Origin of the sequence: Limnohabitans sp. INBF002 (assembly GCF_027924905.1) — a bacterium.
Lineage (GTDB): Bacteria > Pseudomonadota > Gammaproteobacteria > Burkholderiales > Burkholderiaceae_C > Limnohabitans.
In genome coordinates this window covers 2,476,886-2,493,216 of the sequence record NZ_AP027055.1, presented here as the reverse complement: position 1 = coordinate 2,493,216, position 16,331 = coordinate 2,476,886, and the positions used below count along the sequence as shown (strand labels likewise).

At 58.0% G+C, this 16,331-nt stretch carries 19 protein-coding genes; 16 read left to right on the top strand and 3 right to left on the bottom strand.

Going from position 1 to position 16,331, the window contains the following annotated elements:
* The first annotated feature begins 8 nt into the window (after positions 1–8).
* Genes purE through QMG15_RS12460 form a run of 4 tightly spaced genes read left to right on the top strand, consistent with a single transcriptional unit; the run spans position 9 to position 3,597 of the window.
* The gene (gene purE / locus QMG15_RS12475) at positions 9–500 is read left to right on the top strand and encodes a 5-(carboxyamino)imidazole ribonucleotide mutase (RefSeq protein ID WP_281788846.1); all 492 of its coding nucleotides are present in this window, start codon (positions 9–11) and stop codon (positions 498–500) included.
* On the top strand, positions 497–1,669 hold the full coding sequence (locus QMG15_RS12470; protein ID WP_281788845.1) for a 5-(carboxyamino)imidazole ribonucleotide synthase: 1,173 nt from the start codon (positions 497–499) through the stop codon (positions 1,667–1,669). The genes purE and QMG15_RS12470 overlap by 4 nt, the downstream gene beginning before the upstream one ends.
* Before the next feature lie 23 nt (positions 1,670–1,692).
* The gene (locus QMG15_RS12465) at positions 1,693–2,715 is read left to right on the top strand and encodes an L-threonylcarbamoyladenylate synthase (RefSeq protein WP_281788844.1); all 1,023 of its coding nucleotides are present in this window, start codon (positions 1,693–1,695) and stop codon (positions 2,713–2,715) included.
* A gap of 30 nt (positions 2,716–2,745) precedes the next feature.
* Complete coding sequence (locus tag QMG15_RS12460) at positions 2,746–3,597, top strand: SGNH/GDSL hydrolase family protein (RefSeq protein WP_281788843.1); 852 nt, start codon at positions 2,746–2,748, stop codon at positions 3,595–3,597.
* On the opposite strand, the gene QMG15_RS12455 is transcribed toward QMG15_RS12460, so the two are convergent.
* Together QMG15_RS12455 and dacB are read right to left on the bottom strand one after the other, a co-directional pair.
* Complete coding sequence (locus QMG15_RS12455) at positions 3,594–3,869, bottom strand: SemiSWEET transporter (protein ID WP_108402015.1); 276 nt, start codon at positions 3,867–3,869, stop codon at positions 3,594–3,596. The two genes, QMG15_RS12460 and QMG15_RS12455, sit on opposite strands and share 4 nt — an antisense overlap.
* A complete protein-coding gene (dacB, locus tag QMG15_RS12450; protein WP_281788842.1) occupies positions 3,869–5,377 on the bottom strand; it encodes a D-alanyl-D-alanine carboxypeptidase/D-alanyl-D-alanine-endopeptidase in 1,509 nt (502 codons plus the stop codon). Before dacB ends, QMG15_RS12455 begins: the two co-directional genes overlap by 1 nt.
* Positions 5,378–5,409: 32 nt before the next feature.
* On the opposite strand from dacB, the gene tsaB reads away from it, so the two are divergent.
* The 4 genes from tsaB to pyrF all read left to right on the top strand — a co-directional run bounded on the left by tsaB (position 5,410) and on the right by pyrF (position 8,641).
* Entirely contained in the window at positions 5,410–6,219 is an 810-nt protein-coding gene (gene tsaB / locus QMG15_RS12445) for a tRNA (adenosine(37)-N6)-threonylcarbamoyltransferase complex dimerization subunit type 1 TsaB (protein WP_281788841.1), read from the top strand.
* A 27-nt stretch (positions 6,220–6,246) separates the two neighbouring features.
* Positions 6,247–6,711, top strand: coding sequence for a ribosomal protein S18-alanine N-acetyltransferase (gene rimI, locus QMG15_RS12440; protein WP_281788840.1), 465 nt, complete (start codon positions 6,247–6,249; stop codon positions 6,709–6,711).
* An 11-nt stretch (positions 6,712–6,722) separates the two neighbouring features.
* Complete coding sequence (locus tag QMG15_RS12435) at positions 6,723–7,667, top strand: uracil-DNA glycosylase (protein WP_281788839.1); 945 nt, start codon at positions 6,723–6,725, stop codon at positions 7,665–7,667.
* Between the two features lie 134 nt (positions 7,668–7,801).
* On the top strand, positions 7,802–8,641 hold the full coding sequence (pyrF, locus tag QMG15_RS12430; protein WP_199220209.1) for an orotidine-5'-phosphate decarboxylase: 840 nt from the start codon (positions 7,802–7,804) through the stop codon (positions 8,639–8,641).
* 17 nt (positions 8,642–8,658) lie between these two features.
* Here the strand turns inward: pyrF and QMG15_RS12425 are convergent, their stop codons facing one another.
* Complete coding sequence (locus tag QMG15_RS12425) at positions 8,659–9,321, bottom strand: GntR family transcriptional regulator (RefSeq protein WP_281788838.1); 663 nt, start codon at positions 9,319–9,321, stop codon at positions 8,659–8,661.
* Between the two features lie 99 nt (positions 9,322–9,420).
* On the opposite strand from QMG15_RS12425, the gene QMG15_RS12420 reads away from it, so the two are divergent.
* Genes QMG15_RS12420 through QMG15_RS12385 form a run of 8 tightly spaced genes read left to right on the top strand, consistent with a single transcriptional unit; the run spans position 9,421 to position 16,327 of the window.
* Positions 9,421–9,624, top strand: a complete 204-nt coding sequence (locus QMG15_RS12420) for a hypothetical protein (protein ID WP_281788837.1) — start codon at positions 9,421–9,423, stop codon at positions 9,622–9,624.
* Positions 9,617–10,897, top strand: a complete 1,281-nt coding sequence (locus QMG15_RS12415) for an amidase (protein ID WP_281788836.1) — start codon at positions 9,617–9,619, stop codon at positions 10,895–10,897. The genes QMG15_RS12420 and QMG15_RS12415 overlap by 8 nt, the downstream gene beginning before the upstream one ends.
* Before the next feature lie 2 nt (positions 10,898–10,899).
* Complete coding sequence (locus QMG15_RS12410) at positions 10,900–12,096, top strand: CaiB/BaiF CoA-transferase family protein (RefSeq protein WP_281788835.1); 1,197 nt, start codon at positions 10,900–10,902, stop codon at positions 12,094–12,096.
* A gap of 2 nt (positions 12,097–12,098) precedes the next feature.
* Positions 12,099–12,872 carry an enoyl-CoA hydratase gene (locus QMG15_RS12405; RefSeq protein ID WP_281788834.1) on the top strand — a complete coding sequence of 258 codons (774 nt, stop codon included), beginning with the start codon at positions 12,099–12,101 and terminating at the stop codon, positions 12,870–12,872.
* Positions 12,873–12,896: 24 nt separating this feature from the next.
* Positions 12,897–13,874, top strand: coding sequence for an ABC transporter substrate-binding protein (locus tag QMG15_RS12400; protein WP_281788833.1), 978 nt, complete (start codon positions 12,897–12,899; stop codon positions 13,872–13,874).
* A gap of 15 nt (positions 13,875–13,889) precedes the next feature.
* Positions 13,890–14,690 carry an ABC transporter permease gene (locus QMG15_RS12395; protein WP_281788832.1) on the top strand — a complete coding sequence of 267 codons (801 nt, stop codon included), beginning with the start codon at positions 13,890–13,892 and terminating at the stop codon, positions 14,688–14,690.
* Between the two features lie 7 nt (positions 14,691–14,697).
* On the top strand, positions 14,698–15,456 hold the full coding sequence (locus QMG15_RS12390) for an ABC transporter ATP-binding protein (RefSeq protein ID WP_281788831.1): 759 nt from the start codon (positions 14,698–14,700) through the stop codon (positions 15,454–15,456).
* Complete coding sequence (locus tag QMG15_RS12385; protein WP_281788830.1) at positions 15,449–16,327, top strand: polysaccharide deacetylase family protein; 879 nt, start codon at positions 15,449–15,451, stop codon at positions 16,325–16,327. The genes QMG15_RS12390 and QMG15_RS12385 overlap by 8 nt, the downstream gene beginning before the upstream one ends.
* Positions 16,328–16,331: the final 4 nt, after the last annotated feature.

Here is a 16,331-nt window from a genome sequence, read left to right as displayed (position 1 = left end):
GCCACATCATGACCCAGTGCCAAGTCGGTGTCGTCATGGGTTCCAACTCTGATTGGGACACCATGCAACATGCAGCCCAGATTCTCCAAGAATTTGGCATCACTTTTGAAACCCGCGTGGTTTCAGCCCACCGCATGCCCGATGACATGTTTGCCTACGCCGAAGCCGCGCAAGGCCGTGGTTTGCGCGCCATCATCGCAGGTGCGGGTGGCGCAGCCCACTTGCCCGGCATGATTGCTGCCAAAACCATCGTGCCCGTGTTGGGTGTGCCGGTGGCCAGTAAACATTTGCAAGGCGTCGACTCCTTGCACAGCATTGTGCAAATGCCCAAAGGCATTCCGGTGGCCACCTTTGCCATTGGCAATGCGGGTGCTGCGAATGCGGCTTTGTTTGCCGTCGCTTTGCTCGCATCGACCGATGCGGCCTTAGCTGAAAAGCTGCAAGCCTTCCGCGTAGCGCAAACCGAAGTGGCGCGCAACATGACGCTGCCACCCGTATGAGCAGCGCCCTGAAGCCATTGCTGCCCGGCTCGACCTTGGGCGTCGTGGGCGGTGGCCAGTTGGGCCGCATGTGGGCGCACGCTGCGCAACGCATGGGCTACAACACCGCCGTGCTCGACCCCGATGCACAAAGCCCCGCAGGCTTGGTGAGCCATCACCACATTCACACCGACTACTTGGATGCCGCAGGTTTGAAGCAACTCGCCGCCGTGTGCCAAGCCGTGACCACCGAATTTGAAAACGTGCCCGCCGACGCGCTGGCGCAACTCGCAGCCACCTTGCCCGTGTCACCCGCTGCATCAGCCGTGGCCGTGGCGCAAGACCGTGCGCGTGAGAAAGCCCACTTTGTGAAGTGCGGTGTGCCTGTGGCGCCGCATGCGGTGATCGACACGCCAGAGCAACTGGCCGCTGTGAACGACAACTTGCTGCCCGGTATTTTGAAAACCTCCCGCATGGGCTACGACGGCAAAGGCCAGTTGCGCGTGACCACGCGTGACGAGTTGAACGCCGGTTGGGCCAAGCTCGGCAAAGTGCCTTGCGTGCTGGAAAAAATGTTGCCCTTGGCCAGCGAGTGCTCGGTCATCGTGGCGCGTGGTCGTGATGGCGTGATGGTGAACTTGCCTGTGCAACGCAACTTGCACCGCGATGGCATCTTGGCCGTGACCGAGGTGTTTGCGGGCAATGTGCCTGACGCCTTGGCCAGTCAAGCCATCACCGCTGCCAAAGCCGTGGCGCAAGAGCTGAACTACGTGGGCGTGTTGTGCGTGGAGTTTTTTGTGTTGGCGGATCACTCGTTGGTCGTCAATGAAATCGCTCCTCGCCCGCACAACAGCGGCCACTACAGCCAAGACGCCTGCGATGTGTCGCAGTTTGAGCTGCAAGTGCGCACCATGGCCGATTTGCCTTTGACGCAACCGCGTTTGCACAGCCCCGCCTTCATGCTCAACTTGTTGGGCGATTTGTGGTTCAAGGACGCCAACGCTTCTCAAGTTGAACCGCCATGGCAAAAAGTGCTGGCGTTGCCTGGCACGCATTTACACCTGTACGGCAAACGCGAAGCGCGTGTGGGCCGCAAGATGGGTCACCTCAACATCACAGCTTCTACGCCAGAAGCCGCCCGTGCTGCGGCATTGCAAGCCGCTGCTATTTTGGGCATTGCGCCATTTTGATGGTTGCGCGTTAAGCCAAGCTCATGATCCTCAACGGCCAACTTCCCGCATCTATCGCCACTGCTGCACAAGCTTTGCAGCGCGGTGAGTTGTTGGGTCTGCCGACTGAGACGGTGTATGGCTTGGCTGCCGATGCGGGCAACGACGCCGCCGTCGCCAAAATTTTTGAAGCCAAAGGCCGCCCCGCCAACCACCCACTCATCGTGCATGTGGCCAGCGTGCAAGGCGTGCAGCGTTTTGCCAGCCATGTGCCCGACTTTGCGCAAAAGCTCATTGCCGCGTTTTGGCCAGGCCCTTTGACCCTCATCTTGCCGCGTCGACCCGAGGTGGCCGCTGTGGCCGCAGGCGGTCAAAACTCTGTGGGCCTGCGCTGCCCTGCGCACGCGACAGCGCACGCTGTGCTGCAAAGCGCTGAAGCCTTGGGCGTGTTTGGCGTGGCTGCGCCCAGCGCCAATTTATTTGGTCGTGTCAGCCCCACCACCGCTGCGCATGTGGCCAGTGAATTTGGTTCTGAGCTACTGATCATTGATGGCGGCGCTTGTGATGTGGGCATCGAGTCCACCATTGTTGATTGCACCCGCGCTGCGCCCGTGCTGCTGCGTCCCGGCGTGTTGACGCCTCAGCAGTTGAGCGAGGCCTGTGGCGTTCACGTCATCACGCCGAGTACGCCAGATGCCGATGCCCCACGTGCCTCTGGCACATTGGCATCGCACTACGCCCCCAGCGCCAAAGTGCAGTTGATGACCGCAGTTGAGCTGCAGCAAGCCATCGACGCGCAATCGGCTGCTCAGGCGGGTCTGCCCTTGACCGGGACCACTGCCGTGTGGTCGCGTTGCGCTTTGCATGTGCCGTCAGACAAGCGGACACAGTTCAACTTGCAGCCCATGCCCCTGGATGCGCATGACTGCGCCCACCAACTTTTTGCCCAGCTGCGTGACTTTGATGCCCAAGGCGTCGCGCACATTTGGGTCGAAATTCCTCCCCCAAACCCCGCGTGGGATGGCGTGCGCGACCGCTTGACGCGGGCCGCCACACCAACTTGTTAAACTAACGTGGTACTCAAAAGAGAGCCTGTGATGAACCCAATTTTTAGCCGAATTTCCAAAGCCCTGTGCATGCTTGCCGCAATCGCGCTGCTGTCTGCCTGCGGCTCAAGCAGTACGGTGGATCCGTTCAAACCAACGCGCGTGATTGGTTTGGGGGACGGTTACAACGACGTCAACGCAACGGTTCGAGAAGGTAGTGCCACTGACACTGTGGTTCAACAAGTGGCGGCGTATTTTGGGCAGTCTAGTGTGGTGTTCGCTGCAGGCAATGGCAAAAAGATTGTTGATTTAGCGACTCAAATTACGTCTGTCGGCAGCTTTTCCGAGGGTGATTTGGTGGTCATCACGGTGGGCACGCACGATGTGATTGATGGCACAAATTTGACAGATGCGAAAAACAATTTGGTTGCAGCAGTCCAAAGCTTGCTGAATGCAGGCGTCAAACATGTGTTGATCATGCCCGTGTTGGAGGTGTCATTAACGCCTTGGGGTCGCAGCACTAGCTCAACCGTTAGTACGACTGCTACCGATACTTTTAACAGTGCGGTACTAGAAGCTCTTGGCCCTGAGTTTGGTGGCCGTAGCATCAATACGGTGATCTATGCCAATGCCTCTAGCTTGACCGTTAGCTTTCGAAACGCAACATCGATTGCGTTGGCATACAGCCCGTTCACTGACACTGGCTTTGGTGGAACAGCCCCTGCTTGTGGCAGCGGTTCTGTTGCGAGCGGAAGCTGGGTGGGCTGTCCTACTACCGGCGCTGGCGCTGCCAGCGCCAGCTACACCACCATGTTGTTTGCCGACGGCATTCACTTGACGCCAGCAGGCAACCGTTGGGTGGCCAGTTATTTGTACAACGCCACCGCCCAAGGCTGGCGTTAATTCGGGGCTGATGCCTTGCGCGCAAAGCGCAAGCGCATCGCCAAAATACTGGCGGCCAACACCAAGGTGATGATGTTGGCAATCACGACGGGCCAGGCTTCAATCAGCAAGCCGTAGGCCAACCACAGCGCAATGCCTAGCGTGAACGCGCTGTACATCCCCAATGAAATGCCGCTCACGTCGCGGGTTTTGAAGGTCAGCCACGCCTGCGGCACAAAGCTCGCAGTGGTCAGGCTGGCGGCGGCGTAGCCGATCCATTCGGTGTAGTTCATCATGGTTGTCTCCCCGCCCAGTCAATCATGGCGTCCAGCGCAGGGCGCGCTGCATTGGCATTGGCGTGGTGCAGGATGGCCACCACCACCAAGCGCTTGCCGCTGGCCGCGTCGACAAAGCCTGCCACGCCTGCCACATCACGCAAACTGCCGGTTTTTAAATGCGCGCTGGCTTGTGCTTTGCTGCGCTTCATCGTGCCGTCTAGGCCGGTGACGGGCAGTGAGCTCATCAGTTCCGACATGGTGGGCGAGGCCCACGCAACCTGCAGCAAACGTGCCAAAGCTTGAGCGCTGATGCGTTCTTCGCGGCTCAGGCCCGAGCCGTTGTCGAAGATGGGTGCTTCACCGCCCACACGTTCGTGCCACCAGCGTTGCATCACCTCGCGCGACGCGTCAAAGCTGCCCACGCCGCGCTGCTGTTGGCTGAGGGTGAGGAACACGTGTTGCGCCATCACGTTGTTGCTGTACTTGTTGATGTCGCGGATGGTTTCTGCCAAGGTGGCTGACTCCGCATTGAATGCAGGTTGGAGGTTTGCGGGTACGTTGCCTTCACGCACTTGGCCGCTGAGTTGACCGCCCAGTTGTTGCCACATGCCTGCGATGGCGCGCTGTGCAAAATGCTGGGGTGCGGCGTAGGCGATGGGCCACATTTTTTCGCCACACACGGCGGGAAAGTTGCCTGCAAAGCGGATGCGGGTCGGGTCTGTCCAATCAGCACGCAAAGCGGTGCGGTAGTCGCTGCAGTCGCCATTGCTCAACGGCACGGTGGTGGGGAACTGCACACCCGCCAATGGCGGCTCGATTTGCACACGCGCCACGTTGGCAGCGCGATCGGGCACAAACTGAATCAGCAGCGATTTGAAGTTCAGCAGCAGCGCATCGGGCGCGGCGTTGTAGGGGCGCAGGGGCTCGCCGTCAAAACTGGCGGCGTCACGCGTGGGCACCTCAAACGCACTGCGGTCCAGCACGATGTCGCCTTGAATTTTCTGAATGCCCAAGCCTTGGATGCGGCGCATCAACAGCCACAAACGCTCCACCACCAAACGCGGGTCGCCGCTGCCCTTGATGTACACATTGCCTTGCAGTACGCCATCGCGCACAGGGCCGTCCACGTAAACGGGCGTGCGCCACACAAAGGCGGGGCCGAGCGTGTCCAGCGCGGCGGTGGTGGTGGCCAGCTTCATCAGCGAGGCGGGGTTCACACGGACTTGGGCTTGGTGGCTCAGACGTGGCGTGCTGCTGGCGCTGGTGTCGACCACCATGACATGGAAGTTCTCGCTTGGCACTTTGGCGCGTTGCAGCGCTGCTTGCACTTCGGGGGGCAGTTGGCCTATGTCGCCCGCCGTGTGTTTGGGGGGCTCGCTGCGCACGGCTTTGGAATGTGGGGCTGCATGCGCGTGCAAGACCGCAGCGCACATCACTGCCAATGCCAAGCGGCCCCAGTGAAATCGGGGGAGTGATAAATGCGCGGGAAGCCGGTGCAAAGAGGGCAAGTGCAGAGGAGTCATGGACAAATTATCACGGCTGGGATAATCACCCCATGCACAACAACCAGTGGCTGGCGTTAGAGACCAGCACCGACACCCTTTCTCTTGCGGTCGCGCGCGGTACGCACACATGGACGCACACCAGCGCAGGCGGTGCGCTCACGTCCACGCACATGATTCCGCAAACCTTGGCGCTCTTGAAAGAGGCCGATTTGGCATTGGCTGATTTGCAAGCCGTGGTGTTTGGCCGTGGGCCGGGCGCGTTCACGGGTTTGCGCACCGCGTGCTCGGTGGCGCAAGGTTTGGCCTTTGGTGCAGATTTACCCGTGTTGCCGATTGACACTTTGTTGGCCGTGGCTGAAGAAGCGCGTGCGGCCCGTGTTGCACCCGTGACCCGCGTGTTGACCGTGATGGATGCACGCATGGAGCAGGTGTATGTGGCGGCGTATGAGTTCACGCCAAATGCTGCTGATGTCACGCCCCCCAATGCAGACGACACCAATCAAATGCAAGGCACATGGCGCTGCGTGCAAGCGCCCGAGCTGCACAGCCCAGAATCTTTGCATTGGCCCGTTGAGTGGTCGCAAGACAGCTTCATTGCCGCAGGCAATGCGTGGCCGGTGTACGTAGACCGTTGGCCCACCGCATTCACGGCACCTCAAGTGACGGCCTTGCCCACCGCCGCTGCGCTGCTGCGTTTGGCTCCCGCTGCGTGGGCCGCAGGTGCTGCCGTACCTCCTGAAGAAGCATTGCCGCTCTACATTCGTGACAAGGTGGCGCAAACCACCGATGAGCGCATGCAAATCAAAGCGCAACAAGCAGAGCAGCTGGCGCAAGCCGCTGCGCCGACAATCAGGCCCTAACTTTTCATAGCCACATCCACCCACGCCATGAGTGCCGTTTTGAAACCCGAAGTTCGCCTAGAGCCGCTGACTGCAGCGCTGCTCGACGACGTGCTGCGCATCGAAAACAGCGCTTACGCCCACCCGTGGACGCGCGGCAACTTTGCGGATTCGCTCAAGTCGGGCTACAAGTTGCTGGCGCTGATGGGCGGCGACACCCTGATTGGCTACTTCGTGGCCATGGAGGGCGTGGAAGAAGTGCACTTGCTCAACATCACTGTTGCGCCTGAATTTCAGGGCCAAGGCTACGGCGTGCTCATGCTCGATGCCTTGTCGGTGTGGGCGCGCAGCCGCCAAGCCCAATGGCTGTGGCTGGAGGTACGCGTGGGCAACACCCGCGCCATGCAGGTGTACGAGCGGTTCGGCTACCGTCGCGTGGGCGAACGCAAAAACTATTACCCCGCTGACCACGGCCAACGCGAGCACGCGGTGGTCATGTCGCTCAAGCTGTAAGCTACTCACCCATGACCGACACCTTGCACCTCGACAAACGCCAACGGGCCATGCTGGCCGAGATGGGCGTACGCGTGTGGTCGCCCATGTCTGAGGCCGCTGTCATGGGTAGCCCCGCGGTGGAAACCTTGGTGGTCGACACATCCGCCTCTGCACCCGCTGAAGTGGTGATGCAAGCCCACGCCGAAGAGGCGCACAGCTTTGCTGCCGCTAGCGAACTGGCCACGCAAGCCATTGCCAACGCCGCAGGCCATGACACCGCAACACGGCAAATGCCTGCGCCTGTGGCCAAGGCTGAGTCCGCTCCCATCATCATTCAGCGCCCCGAGGGCATCGACCAAATGGATTGGTCAGCCTTGCACAGCACGGTGTCTGGCTGCCAAGCTTGCGCCTTGTGCGGCTCGCGCAAAAACACCGTGTTTGGTGTGGGCGCGCCTGCGGCAGAGGGGCAAGCCCCGCAGGTGGATTGGCTCATCGTGGGCGAAGCCCCAGGCGAAAACGAAGACTTGCAAGGCGAGCCGTTTGTGGGCCAAGCAGGCAAGCTGCTCGACAACATGTTGGGCGTCATGAAGCTGTCACGCACCGGTGAACGCACGGCAGAGGGCGGCGGCGTGTACATCGCCAACGTGCTCAAGTGCCGCCCACCCGGCAACCGCAACCCCAAGCCCGAAGAGGTGGCGCAGTGTCTGCCTTACCTTGAGCGCCAAGTGGCTTTGCTGAAACCCAAGATGATTTTGGCCATGGGCCGCTTTGCGGTGCAGGCCTTGTTGCGCGACACCGTGCCCGAGGTGGAAACCACGCCGCTGGGCAAACTGCGTGGCCGCGTGTACCAATACCAAAACTTGCCGGTGGTGGTGACCTATCACCCCGCGTATGTGTTGCGCAACTTGCCTGAAAAGGCCAAGGTGTGGGCTGATCTTTGTTTGGCGATGGCTCACCTTAAGGGCTCTGAGTAGGTTCTCTCGTTCGTGAGTGCTTCGCGCCGGAGAGGGTTGCGCAGCTTGGGTACCCCAGCATGAGGAACCTGCCCACGGCCTTTGCCCGCAGCGAGCCCAGCAAAACCCCCAAACAAGCCTTCTAAAATGGGCGCATGACCTTCCTTGACATGCTGAGCGCCGCAGAGCGCCAAAACAACTCCATGCTCTGCGTGGGCCTCGACCCCGAGCCGACCAAGTTTCCAGACCGCATCAAGGGCGACTCGAACAAGATTTACGACTTCTGTGCGGCCATCGTCGATGCCACAGCAGATTTGGTGAACAGCTTCAAGCCTCAAATCGCTTACTTTGCCGCGCACCGTGCTGAAGGCCAGTTGGAGCGTTTGATGGAGCACATGCGCCGCGTCGCGCCCCATGTACCCATCATCTTGGATGCCAAGCGCGGCGACATTGGCAGCACCGCCGAGCAATACGCCATTGAAGCCTTTGAGCGTTATGGCGCCGACGCCGTGACCCTGTCGCCCTTCATGGGCTGGGACTCGGTGGCACCTTATTTGAAGTACCACGGCAAAGGCGCGTTCTTGCTGTGCCGCACCTCCAACCCCGGCGGTGACGACTTGCAAAACCAACGCCTCGCGTCGGTTGACGGTCAGCCTTTGTTGTACGAACACGTGGCACGGTTGGCCCAAGGCCCTTGGAACCTCAATGGTCAACTGGGGCTGGTGGTGGGTGCGACCTACCCCAAAGAAATTGAACGTGTACGCGAACTTGCACCCACTGTGCCCTTGCTCATCCCCGGCGTGGGTGCTCAAGGTGGCGATGCGGCGGCGACTGTGAAGGCGGGTTTGCGTCAGCGCGATGGTGCCACCACAGGACCCATCATCGTCAACTCCTCACGTGCGATTTTGTATGCGTCGAATGGTGACGACTTTGCAGCCGCTGCACGTCGTGTGGCATTGCAAACGCGTGAGCTGCTTCAAGCCTCACGGGCTTGATTCAGCGCACTTGTGGATCAGCCGGCCAACAACTCACGTGGCAGGCTGATGATGAAATCGTTCAAAGTCTTTGAGTCGCGGCCAGGGCGCATGTGGGCCGTCATGCAGGTGAATGCAGCCGCAGCATCACGTTTTTCGAGCGCGTCGACTATTTTTTCGTGCTGCTCGTAAGACGATTTGATGCGGCCTAAAGCGCCAAACGCATGGCGCCGATAAGCCCCCGTGCGTGACCGAATGCGCAAGACCTCTTGTCGCAAGAACGAGTTACGGGCGCCCTCGTAAATAATTTCATGAAACTTAAGGTTGGCCTCTTGCCAGCCATCAATGTCTTCTTTGGTCGCCAGTTTCTGGCTGCTGCGGTGTTGTTTTACCAAGGCTTTGATTTCATCGTTGGTCATGCGCTCACATGCCAAGCGAACCACAACACCTTCCAACTCGGCAAGCAATTCCCAAAGCGAAAGCAGCTGCTGCAAGTTCATCTTTGACACGATATGACCGCCCCGCGGGGTGCTGCTCAAAATGCCTTGCGCTTGCAGCTGAAGCAGTGCCTCACGAACGGGCGTGCGAGAGACCTTGTGCTGCGTGGCCAAGGCCACGTCATCAATGGCATCACCGGGGAGCAGCTCTCCCGAAGAGATAGCCGATTCAATGCGAAGTCGAATTTGGTCACTGATTTTCATAAACATGCCTAGGTGAAAACGATATTTTAAATATTCCCTATAAATATATTTAATGATGTATAAATATACGCATGTAGATTATCCAAATACGCCAAACGCATGTTGATTAGCGCAAACAGGTCACAAGACTTTACCCAATTGGCCAAGCAGACCTTGGTCGAGAACGGTGTCTTGCCGTCTGATGCGCTGGCGCAAGCCACAGGGAAGATGCTGGCACGTTTGGCGACGTCTGAGCCCGTGCCACAAGCTTCGGACGTGGTTGTCACTCACGAAGCCATGCTGCGGAGGTGCGCCCTTGTTTGAGTTGCCCGATCGCATGGTGCAGTTGCAAGCGCAAATTCGCGCAGGGCAAATTTCAACGCAACAAGCGTTGCTTGCACAAGTTGCACAGGGCCGAGCTTTGCGTGGGCAGTACGCATGCGTGGTCGATGAGTTGCCGATGACCGCCCCTGAGGCAGGACCTTTGGCTGGCATAGCGCTGGCACACAAAGATATTTTTAATCTGCAAGACCAATTGCCTGGATGCGGTGTGCAGCACGGGACATCCCAGATGGGCCAGCAACCCGCGGCGGCCATCTCGGCGCTCGCCAAAGCTGGTGCGAGCCAATGGGCCACCTTGGTGATGGCGCCTCATGCCTGTGGCGCGACGGCGCAAAACCCACACTTTGCGCGTTGCGTCAATCCATTGGATGAGGCTGCGGCTGTGGGGGGCTCGTCAAGTGGTTCCGCCATCGCCGTGGCTGCGGGCATGACGTATGCCGCATTGGGGACTGACACCGCAGGCTCGGTGCGTATTCCGGCGGCGACGTGTGGTTTGATCGGTCTTAAAACCACGCAGGGTGCTGTGAGCACGCAAGGGTGTGCGCCTTTGGCGCCATCGCTTGACAGTGTGGGTCTTTTGAGCCGCTGGCCACAAGATGCGCGTGAAATTTGGCAGGCCCTGTCGCCTGAGTCCTTGCGCGAACCCGTGGTTGCGAATGCAGGGTGTCAGGTCTGGTTGCCTGGCCGTGGCGTAGACAGTCAAGTGATTCAGGCAATTCGTGAATGGGTTGCGCAACTGAATGTGGCCGTTGCTGAGATCGACATGGCCGCTGAGTTTGAGCAACTCAACCGACACGCGCAACGTGTGTTGTTTTATGAAACCGCGCGCACCCATCGCACGTCGTTGCTGGCGGGTCAAGCAGAACCTGCGGTACAGGCGATTGGCATGCCTGGCTTGGGCGTGCCCGACGCGTGGTACCAAGAGTCGATGGCCGCGCGTGCTGCCTATCTCGAGCAGTTTGTTCAGCGACATTTTCACGACGCAGAATTTTTGATCTTGCCCGCCTTGGGTTGCCTGCTGCCTGATTGGTCTGCGGTTGAGGTGGGCCACCCAGCCTTTGACCGTGTCCAGTTGGCGGGCATGCATACCTTTATGGGGTTTGTGAATTACTTGGGTTTGCCGGCGTTGAATTTGCCGATTGCGCGTGATGCGCGACGCCGCCCAATTTGCGTGCAGGTGCTTGCCCGTCCTTTTGCTGAACATCGCTTGCTTGACTTTGCAGAGCAAGCAGAATTAATTTCTCGGGTTACATAAACATGCCAAAAATACAAGCTTCTAGTGCACTCGCACGGTTCAAGGTGATCGATTTGTCGCGCGTGCGTGCGGGCCCCAACTGCGTGCGTATCCTGACCGACTTTGGTGCGGATGTGATTCGTGTCGAGCCGCCCGAAGGTGTCGACCCGAATGAAGCGATGTTTGCGGCGAACCGCAAAGGCGGTGATTTTCAAAACATCAACCGCAACAAGCGCTCCATGACACTCAATCTCAAAAAGCCCGGCGCTCTGGATGTGCTCATGCGCTTGGTCGCTGAGGCGGATGTGGTGGTGGAGAACTGGCGCCCAGATGTGAAAACCCGTTTGGGTCTTGATTACGAGTCTTTGGCCAAGGTCAACCCGCGCATCATCTTGGCGAGTATTTCTGGCTTTGGTCAGGATGGTCCATACGCTTGGCGTCCCGGATTCGATCAAATCATCCAAGGCATGGGCGGCTTGATGAGCGTGACAGGTGAGCCCGAGCACGGCCCCATTCGCGCTGGTTTGGCCGTGGCTGATCTGAGTGCAGGCTTGTACTGTGCCCTCGGTATTTTGGTGGCCCTGTTGGAGCGCGAGGTGTCTGGCAAAGGCCAGTGGGTGCACAGCTCTTTGTTGCACTCCCAAATTGCCATGATGGATTTTCAGATGGCGCGCTACCTCAACGACAACGATGTCCCCGTGCAAGTGGGCAACAACCATCCCACCAGTTCGCCGATGGGCTTGTTCGATGCCAACGATGGCTGCTTCAATTTAGGCGCGTCTGGTGAGGGCAACTGGAAACGCTTTTGTGATGCCTTGGGCAAACCTGATTGGTATGCTGATCCCGAATTCCGCACCGAGCCTTTGCGTGTGCAACACCGTGAACGCTTGAATGCACAAATTGCAGTTGAGTTTAAAAAGAACACCGTCAAGCATTGGGTCGATTTGCTCAACCAGATTGGCGTTCCCGCTGGTCCGGTTTACACCGTGCCTCAAGTGTTTGAAGATGAGCAAGTGAAGCATTTGAAAGTCACACAATCCTTGATGACAAATTTTGGCAAGGAAATTGCGTACATCACTCAGCCAGTGGTTTTAGAGCGCACACCGTCCCAAGTCGTGGCGCCTGCACCTGGATGGGGCGAGCACACGGATGAAGTGCTGCGCGAAGCCGGGTACTCGGACGAAGAGATTCAGCAATTTCACACACAAGAGGTGGTCTAAGCATGGGGGCTATACACGTCACACACGACGCGCACGTGACCGTGGTCACGATTGACGACGCCGAGCGTTACAACGCCATGAGCTTGTCGATGTGGATTGCGCTCGGCCAAGCGTTTGACGCGATTGAACGTCAGCCCGATGTGCGTGCTGTGATTTTGCGTGGTGCCGGTGAACGTGCGTTTGTGTCCGGCGCCAATATCAGCGAATTTGAAACCCAGCGAAATTCAGACGCATCGGTCGCTCACTACAACCAAAGCGTGGCGGAGGCGCAAGAGGCGATCACCCGTTGTCGCGTCCCTGTCATTGCTGCCATCAGTGGTATTTGTTATGGCGGCGGTTTGGGCTTGGCATTGAGTTGCGATTTGCGTTATGCGGGCCCTACATCGAAGTTCCGCATGCCTGCCGCACGCTTGGGCTTGGGCTATGGCTACCAGGGCATGAAAAGCATTGTGCAAAACCTCGGGCCCACAGCGGCGGCAGAAGCTTTTTATACCGCCAAGATTTACAGCGCAGCAGAGGCTGCACACATTGGCATCGTCAACTCAGTGCATGACGATGTGTTCGCGCATTGCGCCGATGTGGCTTTGCAAATTGCACAGAACGCTCCCCTCACGGTTCAAGCCGCCAAGCAAGCCATGCTGTGCATTGCAGATGGCGACACCTCTCAAATCACACGCATCGATCAGGCCGTAGATGCGTGTTTCAAAAGCAGCGACTATGCCGAGGGCCGACTGGCTTTTGCACAGAAGCGGCTACCTCAGTTCACCGGCCATTGAATCAACCACCCCATGGAGAAGAAGATGAAATCTTTAAGAACCCTGCTCACGATTGCGCTGTCATTGACAGCCACCGTTGCTTTGGCTGTAGGGCCCTCCCCCGCACCCATGAAACAAAAAGAAGTCCTCAGTGTGGGCTTTGTCAAAGTGGGCCACTTGGCGCCTATGCTGATGCTGGAAGAGGAGCTCAAGAAGCTCAACATTGAAGTCAAGCGTGCAGAGTTTGTGCGCTACGCCGATGCACGTACCGCGTTGCTGTCGGGCTCGGTCGATGTGTCGGCCGTTGGACCTGGCGATTTGGCCATCGTGGCGGCGCAAGGCAGCAAGAACTTGATCGGTTTGACCGGTGTGGGTAGCTCCAACAAATTTTTGGTGGTGCGCAAAGGCGTGAAGATCGACGAATGGGGTGATATCAATGGCAAGAAAATTGCCATCGCACCCGGATCAGCCGTGTGGTTCCAATGGGCCATGACCTTGATTGAAAAGAACATTCCTTACACCTCGTTCTCGCCCGTTAACGTGCAAGGCGGCGGGACAGCATTTGTGCAAGCCATGAAGCGTGGCGACATTGATGCGATGGTGTTGTGGGAGCCCTTTGAATCTCAAGCTGTTGCCGAAGGCGATGCGTATTTCGCGACCAAGCTTGATTACAGCCAGTCACGTTCCGTGGGCGCAGAGTTGGGCATGTTGGCCGCTTCGGGCGAAGCCATGGCGACTAAGAAAGAATTGGTGCGTCGCTTCTTGTGGGCCTACCTCAAAGTGGAGGAGCAATTGGCGAAAAACAACGACCAATTCGCAGATGCCTATGCCAAGTACACAGGTCTGCCACTGAGTGTGACCAAAGAATCAGCCAAGATCATCAAACTCGGCGGCGTGCTCAACAAAGAGCAGGTGGGTCGTTTGGCTGAGGCTGCGTTCAAGCAAGGCATCGTGCAAAAAGACGTGACCAAAGAAGCGGCTGAGCTGTATGACGACAGCATGGCCAAAGAAATCAAGAAGTAAGTGCAAGGACACACCATGAAGACAACGGCACATTTCAAGCAACTGCTGCTCGGACTGGTGGTACCCACCGCCGTTGTCGTGCTGTGGCAGGTGATGGGCAATATGCCCGGCATGGCCGGCATACTGCCTACGCCTTTGAAGGTGGTTGAGGGGTGGCACGGCTGGATCTTCGGACAAGCCGGTCTGGGCCTCAACCCCTACCTCGGCACGTGGTTGTCCAACGTGGAGTACTCCTCCATGCGTGTGGCACAAGGCTTTGTGTTGGCTGCACTGGTCGGCGTGCCACTCGGCCTGTTGATTGGTTGGAGCAAGTTCATTTCGCAAATGCTCGACCCCTTGATTCAAAGTTTGCGCCCCATTCCCATCACAGCATGGTTGCCCTTCTCCATCGCCGTGTTTGGTATCCGAGATGTGGGTTCGATCTTTCTCATTTTCCTAGGTGGCTTTTATGCCATCGTGGTCAACGCCACACAAGGCGCACGTGATGTCGATCGCAATTTGGTACGTGCTGCTTTGATGATGGGCGCGAGTCGCGCGCAGCTGTTGTATCGCGTGGTGTTGCCAGCGGCGATGCCGTCGATCTTCACCGGTTTGCGTATTGGCCTTGGCATTTCGTGGACAGCGGTGATCGTGTCAGAAATGGTGGCCGTCAAGTCTGGCCTGGGCTATGTGCTGTGGGATGCCTACTACGTGGGCCGCATGGACATCGTGTTGGCCGACATGGTGTCGATTGGTGCCATGGGTTATATCAGCGATCGCATCATTGTGTTCATCGAACGCAAGGTTCTGGTCTGGCGTATTTTGCAAAGTCACTGAAATTCTTATGTCCAATATCACTGTTCAAGATCTTTGCAAAACTTATCCTGGTCAACCGCCTGTCAAGGCACTTGATCACATTGACCTCGACGTGCCTCCGGGTGAGTTTGTGGCGTTGCTCGGCCCCTCGGGTTGCGGCAAGTCCACGTTGCTCAACCTGATTGCAGGTTTCGAGTTGCCCAGTTCGGGCATCTTGCAGGTCAACCAGCAAGCGGTGCAAGCGCCAGGCCCTGAGCGTGGCGTGGTGTTTCAAGAGGCCGCTTTGTTTCCTTGGTTGACAGTATGGGAGAACGTTATTTTTGGTCCTCAAATGCAAGGCCTTCCGAAGGCTGAGTATGAGGAGCGTGCCAATGAAATGCTCAGCATCGTGGGTTTGCATGATTTCAAAAATCACTTGCCCGTGCAGCTGTCAGGGGGCATGCGTCAACGCGTGGGCATTGCGCGCATTTTGACCTTGGGTTCACGTGTGTTGCTGATGGACGAACCCTTTGGCGCGTTGGATGCGCAGACCCGACTCACCATGCAAGAGCTGTTGTTGTCGGTGTGGCAAAAGCTCAAGCCCACCATCATCTTTGTCACACATGACATTGACGAAGCCATTTTCTTGGCCAGCACCATCTATGTCATGTCTGCACGACCTGGTCGCATCCAATCCAAAATCAATGTGCCCTTGGCGCGTCCCCGCACGGTGGCTGACACGGCGAGTGAGGCTTTCAGCGCCATGAAGCTCGACATTCTCAACCTCATCCGACACACCCATGGCTAATCCTCGCATCCCTTATCGGTTTTCTAACGAAGGCCCACAGCTGGCGGCGCCCAAAGAAGGTGCCATCTTGGTTCACTTGGTGGTCAACGTGGAGCACTGGCAGTTTGATGCCAGCATGCCGCGCACCATCATCACGCCGCCACATGGCAAAGAAACTGTGCCTGACGTGCCCAACTTCAGTTGGGTCGACTACGGTATGCGCGCAGGCTTGCCGCGCATCATCAATGCCATTCACAGCCGTGGCTTGCCTGCGTCCACCAGCTTTAACGCGGGTGTGATTCAAGCCTATCCACGTGCGGCAGAAGCCATGCACCAAGCCGGCTGGGAATTCATCGGTCATGGCGTGCATCAAAAGGCGCTCAACCATGCGGAGGGCGAAGAGGCATTGATCTCGACCAGCTTGGACATGATCGAGTCGTTCACGGGCAAACGCCCCAAAGGTTGGCTAAGCCCGGGTTTGCGTGAGTCGCACGACACCCCCGATATTTTGAAGAAGTTGGGCGTTGAGTACGTGTTCGATTGGGTGGTGGACGATGTGCCGCATTGGATGCACACCAAGAACGGCCCACTCATGTCCTTGCCTTACAACCTCGAAGTCAACGACTCCATCATCTACGCGATCGAAAAACATGCGTCAGACGAAATGTTCCAACGCTTGTCCAACACCTTGCGTTTGTTCAAGCGTGAATGTGCGATCCAACCACGGGTGCTGTCGCTTGGCTTGCATCCGCATTTGATCGGTGTGCCTCACCGTTTCGAGAGCTTCGAAAGAATGCTCGACCTTTTGATGGCAACGCCTGAGGTGTGTTTTGTCACCGGCGAAAAAATGGCCCAGTGGTATTCGGCCCAAGTGCCAGCCCCATCCAACTGATCCC

Bases quoted from the DNA above. Each gene is read 5' to 3' on its own strand.
- QMG15_RS12395 (WP_281788832.1), top strand. From the start codon at position 13,890: ATGAAGACAACGGCACATTTCAAGCAACTGCTGCTCGGACTGGTGGTA.
- tsaB (WP_281788841.1), top strand. From the start codon at position 5,410: ATGCACAACAACCAGTGGCTGGCGTTAGAGACCAGCACCGACACCCTT.
- QMG15_RS12455 (WP_108402015.1), bottom strand. From the start codon at position 3,869: ATGAACTACACCGAATGGATCGGCTACGCCGCCGCCAGCCTGACCACT.
- QMG15_RS12435 (WP_281788839.1), top strand. From the start codon at position 6,723: ATGACCGACACCTTGCACCTCGACAAACGCCAACGGGCCATGCTGGCC.
- dacB (WP_281788842.1), bottom strand. From the start codon at position 5,377: ATGACTCCTCTGCACTTGCCCTCTTTGCACCGGCTTCCCGCGCATTTA.
- QMG15_RS12425 (WP_281788838.1), bottom strand. From the start codon at position 9,321: ATGAAAATCAGTGACCAAATTCGACTTCGCATTGAATCGGCTATCTCT.
- QMG15_RS12385 (WP_281788830.1), top strand. From the start codon at position 15,449: ATGGCTAATCCTCGCATCCCTTATCGGTTTTCTAACGAAGGCCCACAG.
- QMG15_RS12390 (WP_281788831.1), top strand. From the start codon at position 14,698: ATGTCCAATATCACTGTTCAAGATCTTTGCAAAACTTATCCTGGTCAA.
- rimI (WP_281788840.1), top strand. From the start codon at position 6,247: ATGAGTGCCGTTTTGAAACCCGAAGTTCGCCTAGAGCCGCTGACTGCA.
- QMG15_RS12460 (WP_281788843.1), top strand. From the start codon at position 2,746: ATGAACCCAATTTTTAGCCGAATTTCCAAAGCCCTGTGCATGCTTGCC.
- QMG15_RS12405 (WP_281788834.1), top strand. From the start codon at position 12,099: ATGGGGGCTATACACGTCACACACGACGCGCACGTGACCGTGGTCACG.
- QMG15_RS12420 (WP_281788837.1), top strand. From the start codon at position 9,421: ATGTTGATTAGCGCAAACAGGTCACAAGACTTTACCCAATTGGCCAAG.
- QMG15_RS12410 (WP_281788835.1), top strand. From the start codon at position 10,900: ATGCCAAAAATACAAGCTTCTAGTGCACTCGCACGGTTCAAGGTGATC.
- purE (WP_281788846.1), top strand. From the start codon at position 9: ATGACCCAGTGCCAAGTCGGTGTCGTCATGGGTTCCAACTCTGATTGG.
- QMG15_RS12465 (WP_281788844.1), top strand. From the start codon at position 1,693: ATGATCCTCAACGGCCAACTTCCCGCATCTATCGCCACTGCTGCACAA.
- QMG15_RS12470 (WP_281788845.1), top strand. From the start codon at position 497: ATGAGCAGCGCCCTGAAGCCATTGCTGCCCGGCTCGACCTTGGGCGTC.
- QMG15_RS12400 (WP_281788833.1), top strand. From the start codon at position 12,897: ATGAAATCTTTAAGAACCCTGCTCACGATTGCGCTGTCATTGACAGCC.
- pyrF (WP_199220209.1), top strand. From the start codon at position 7,802: ATGACCTTCCTTGACATGCTGAGCGCCGCAGAGCGCCAAAACAACTCC.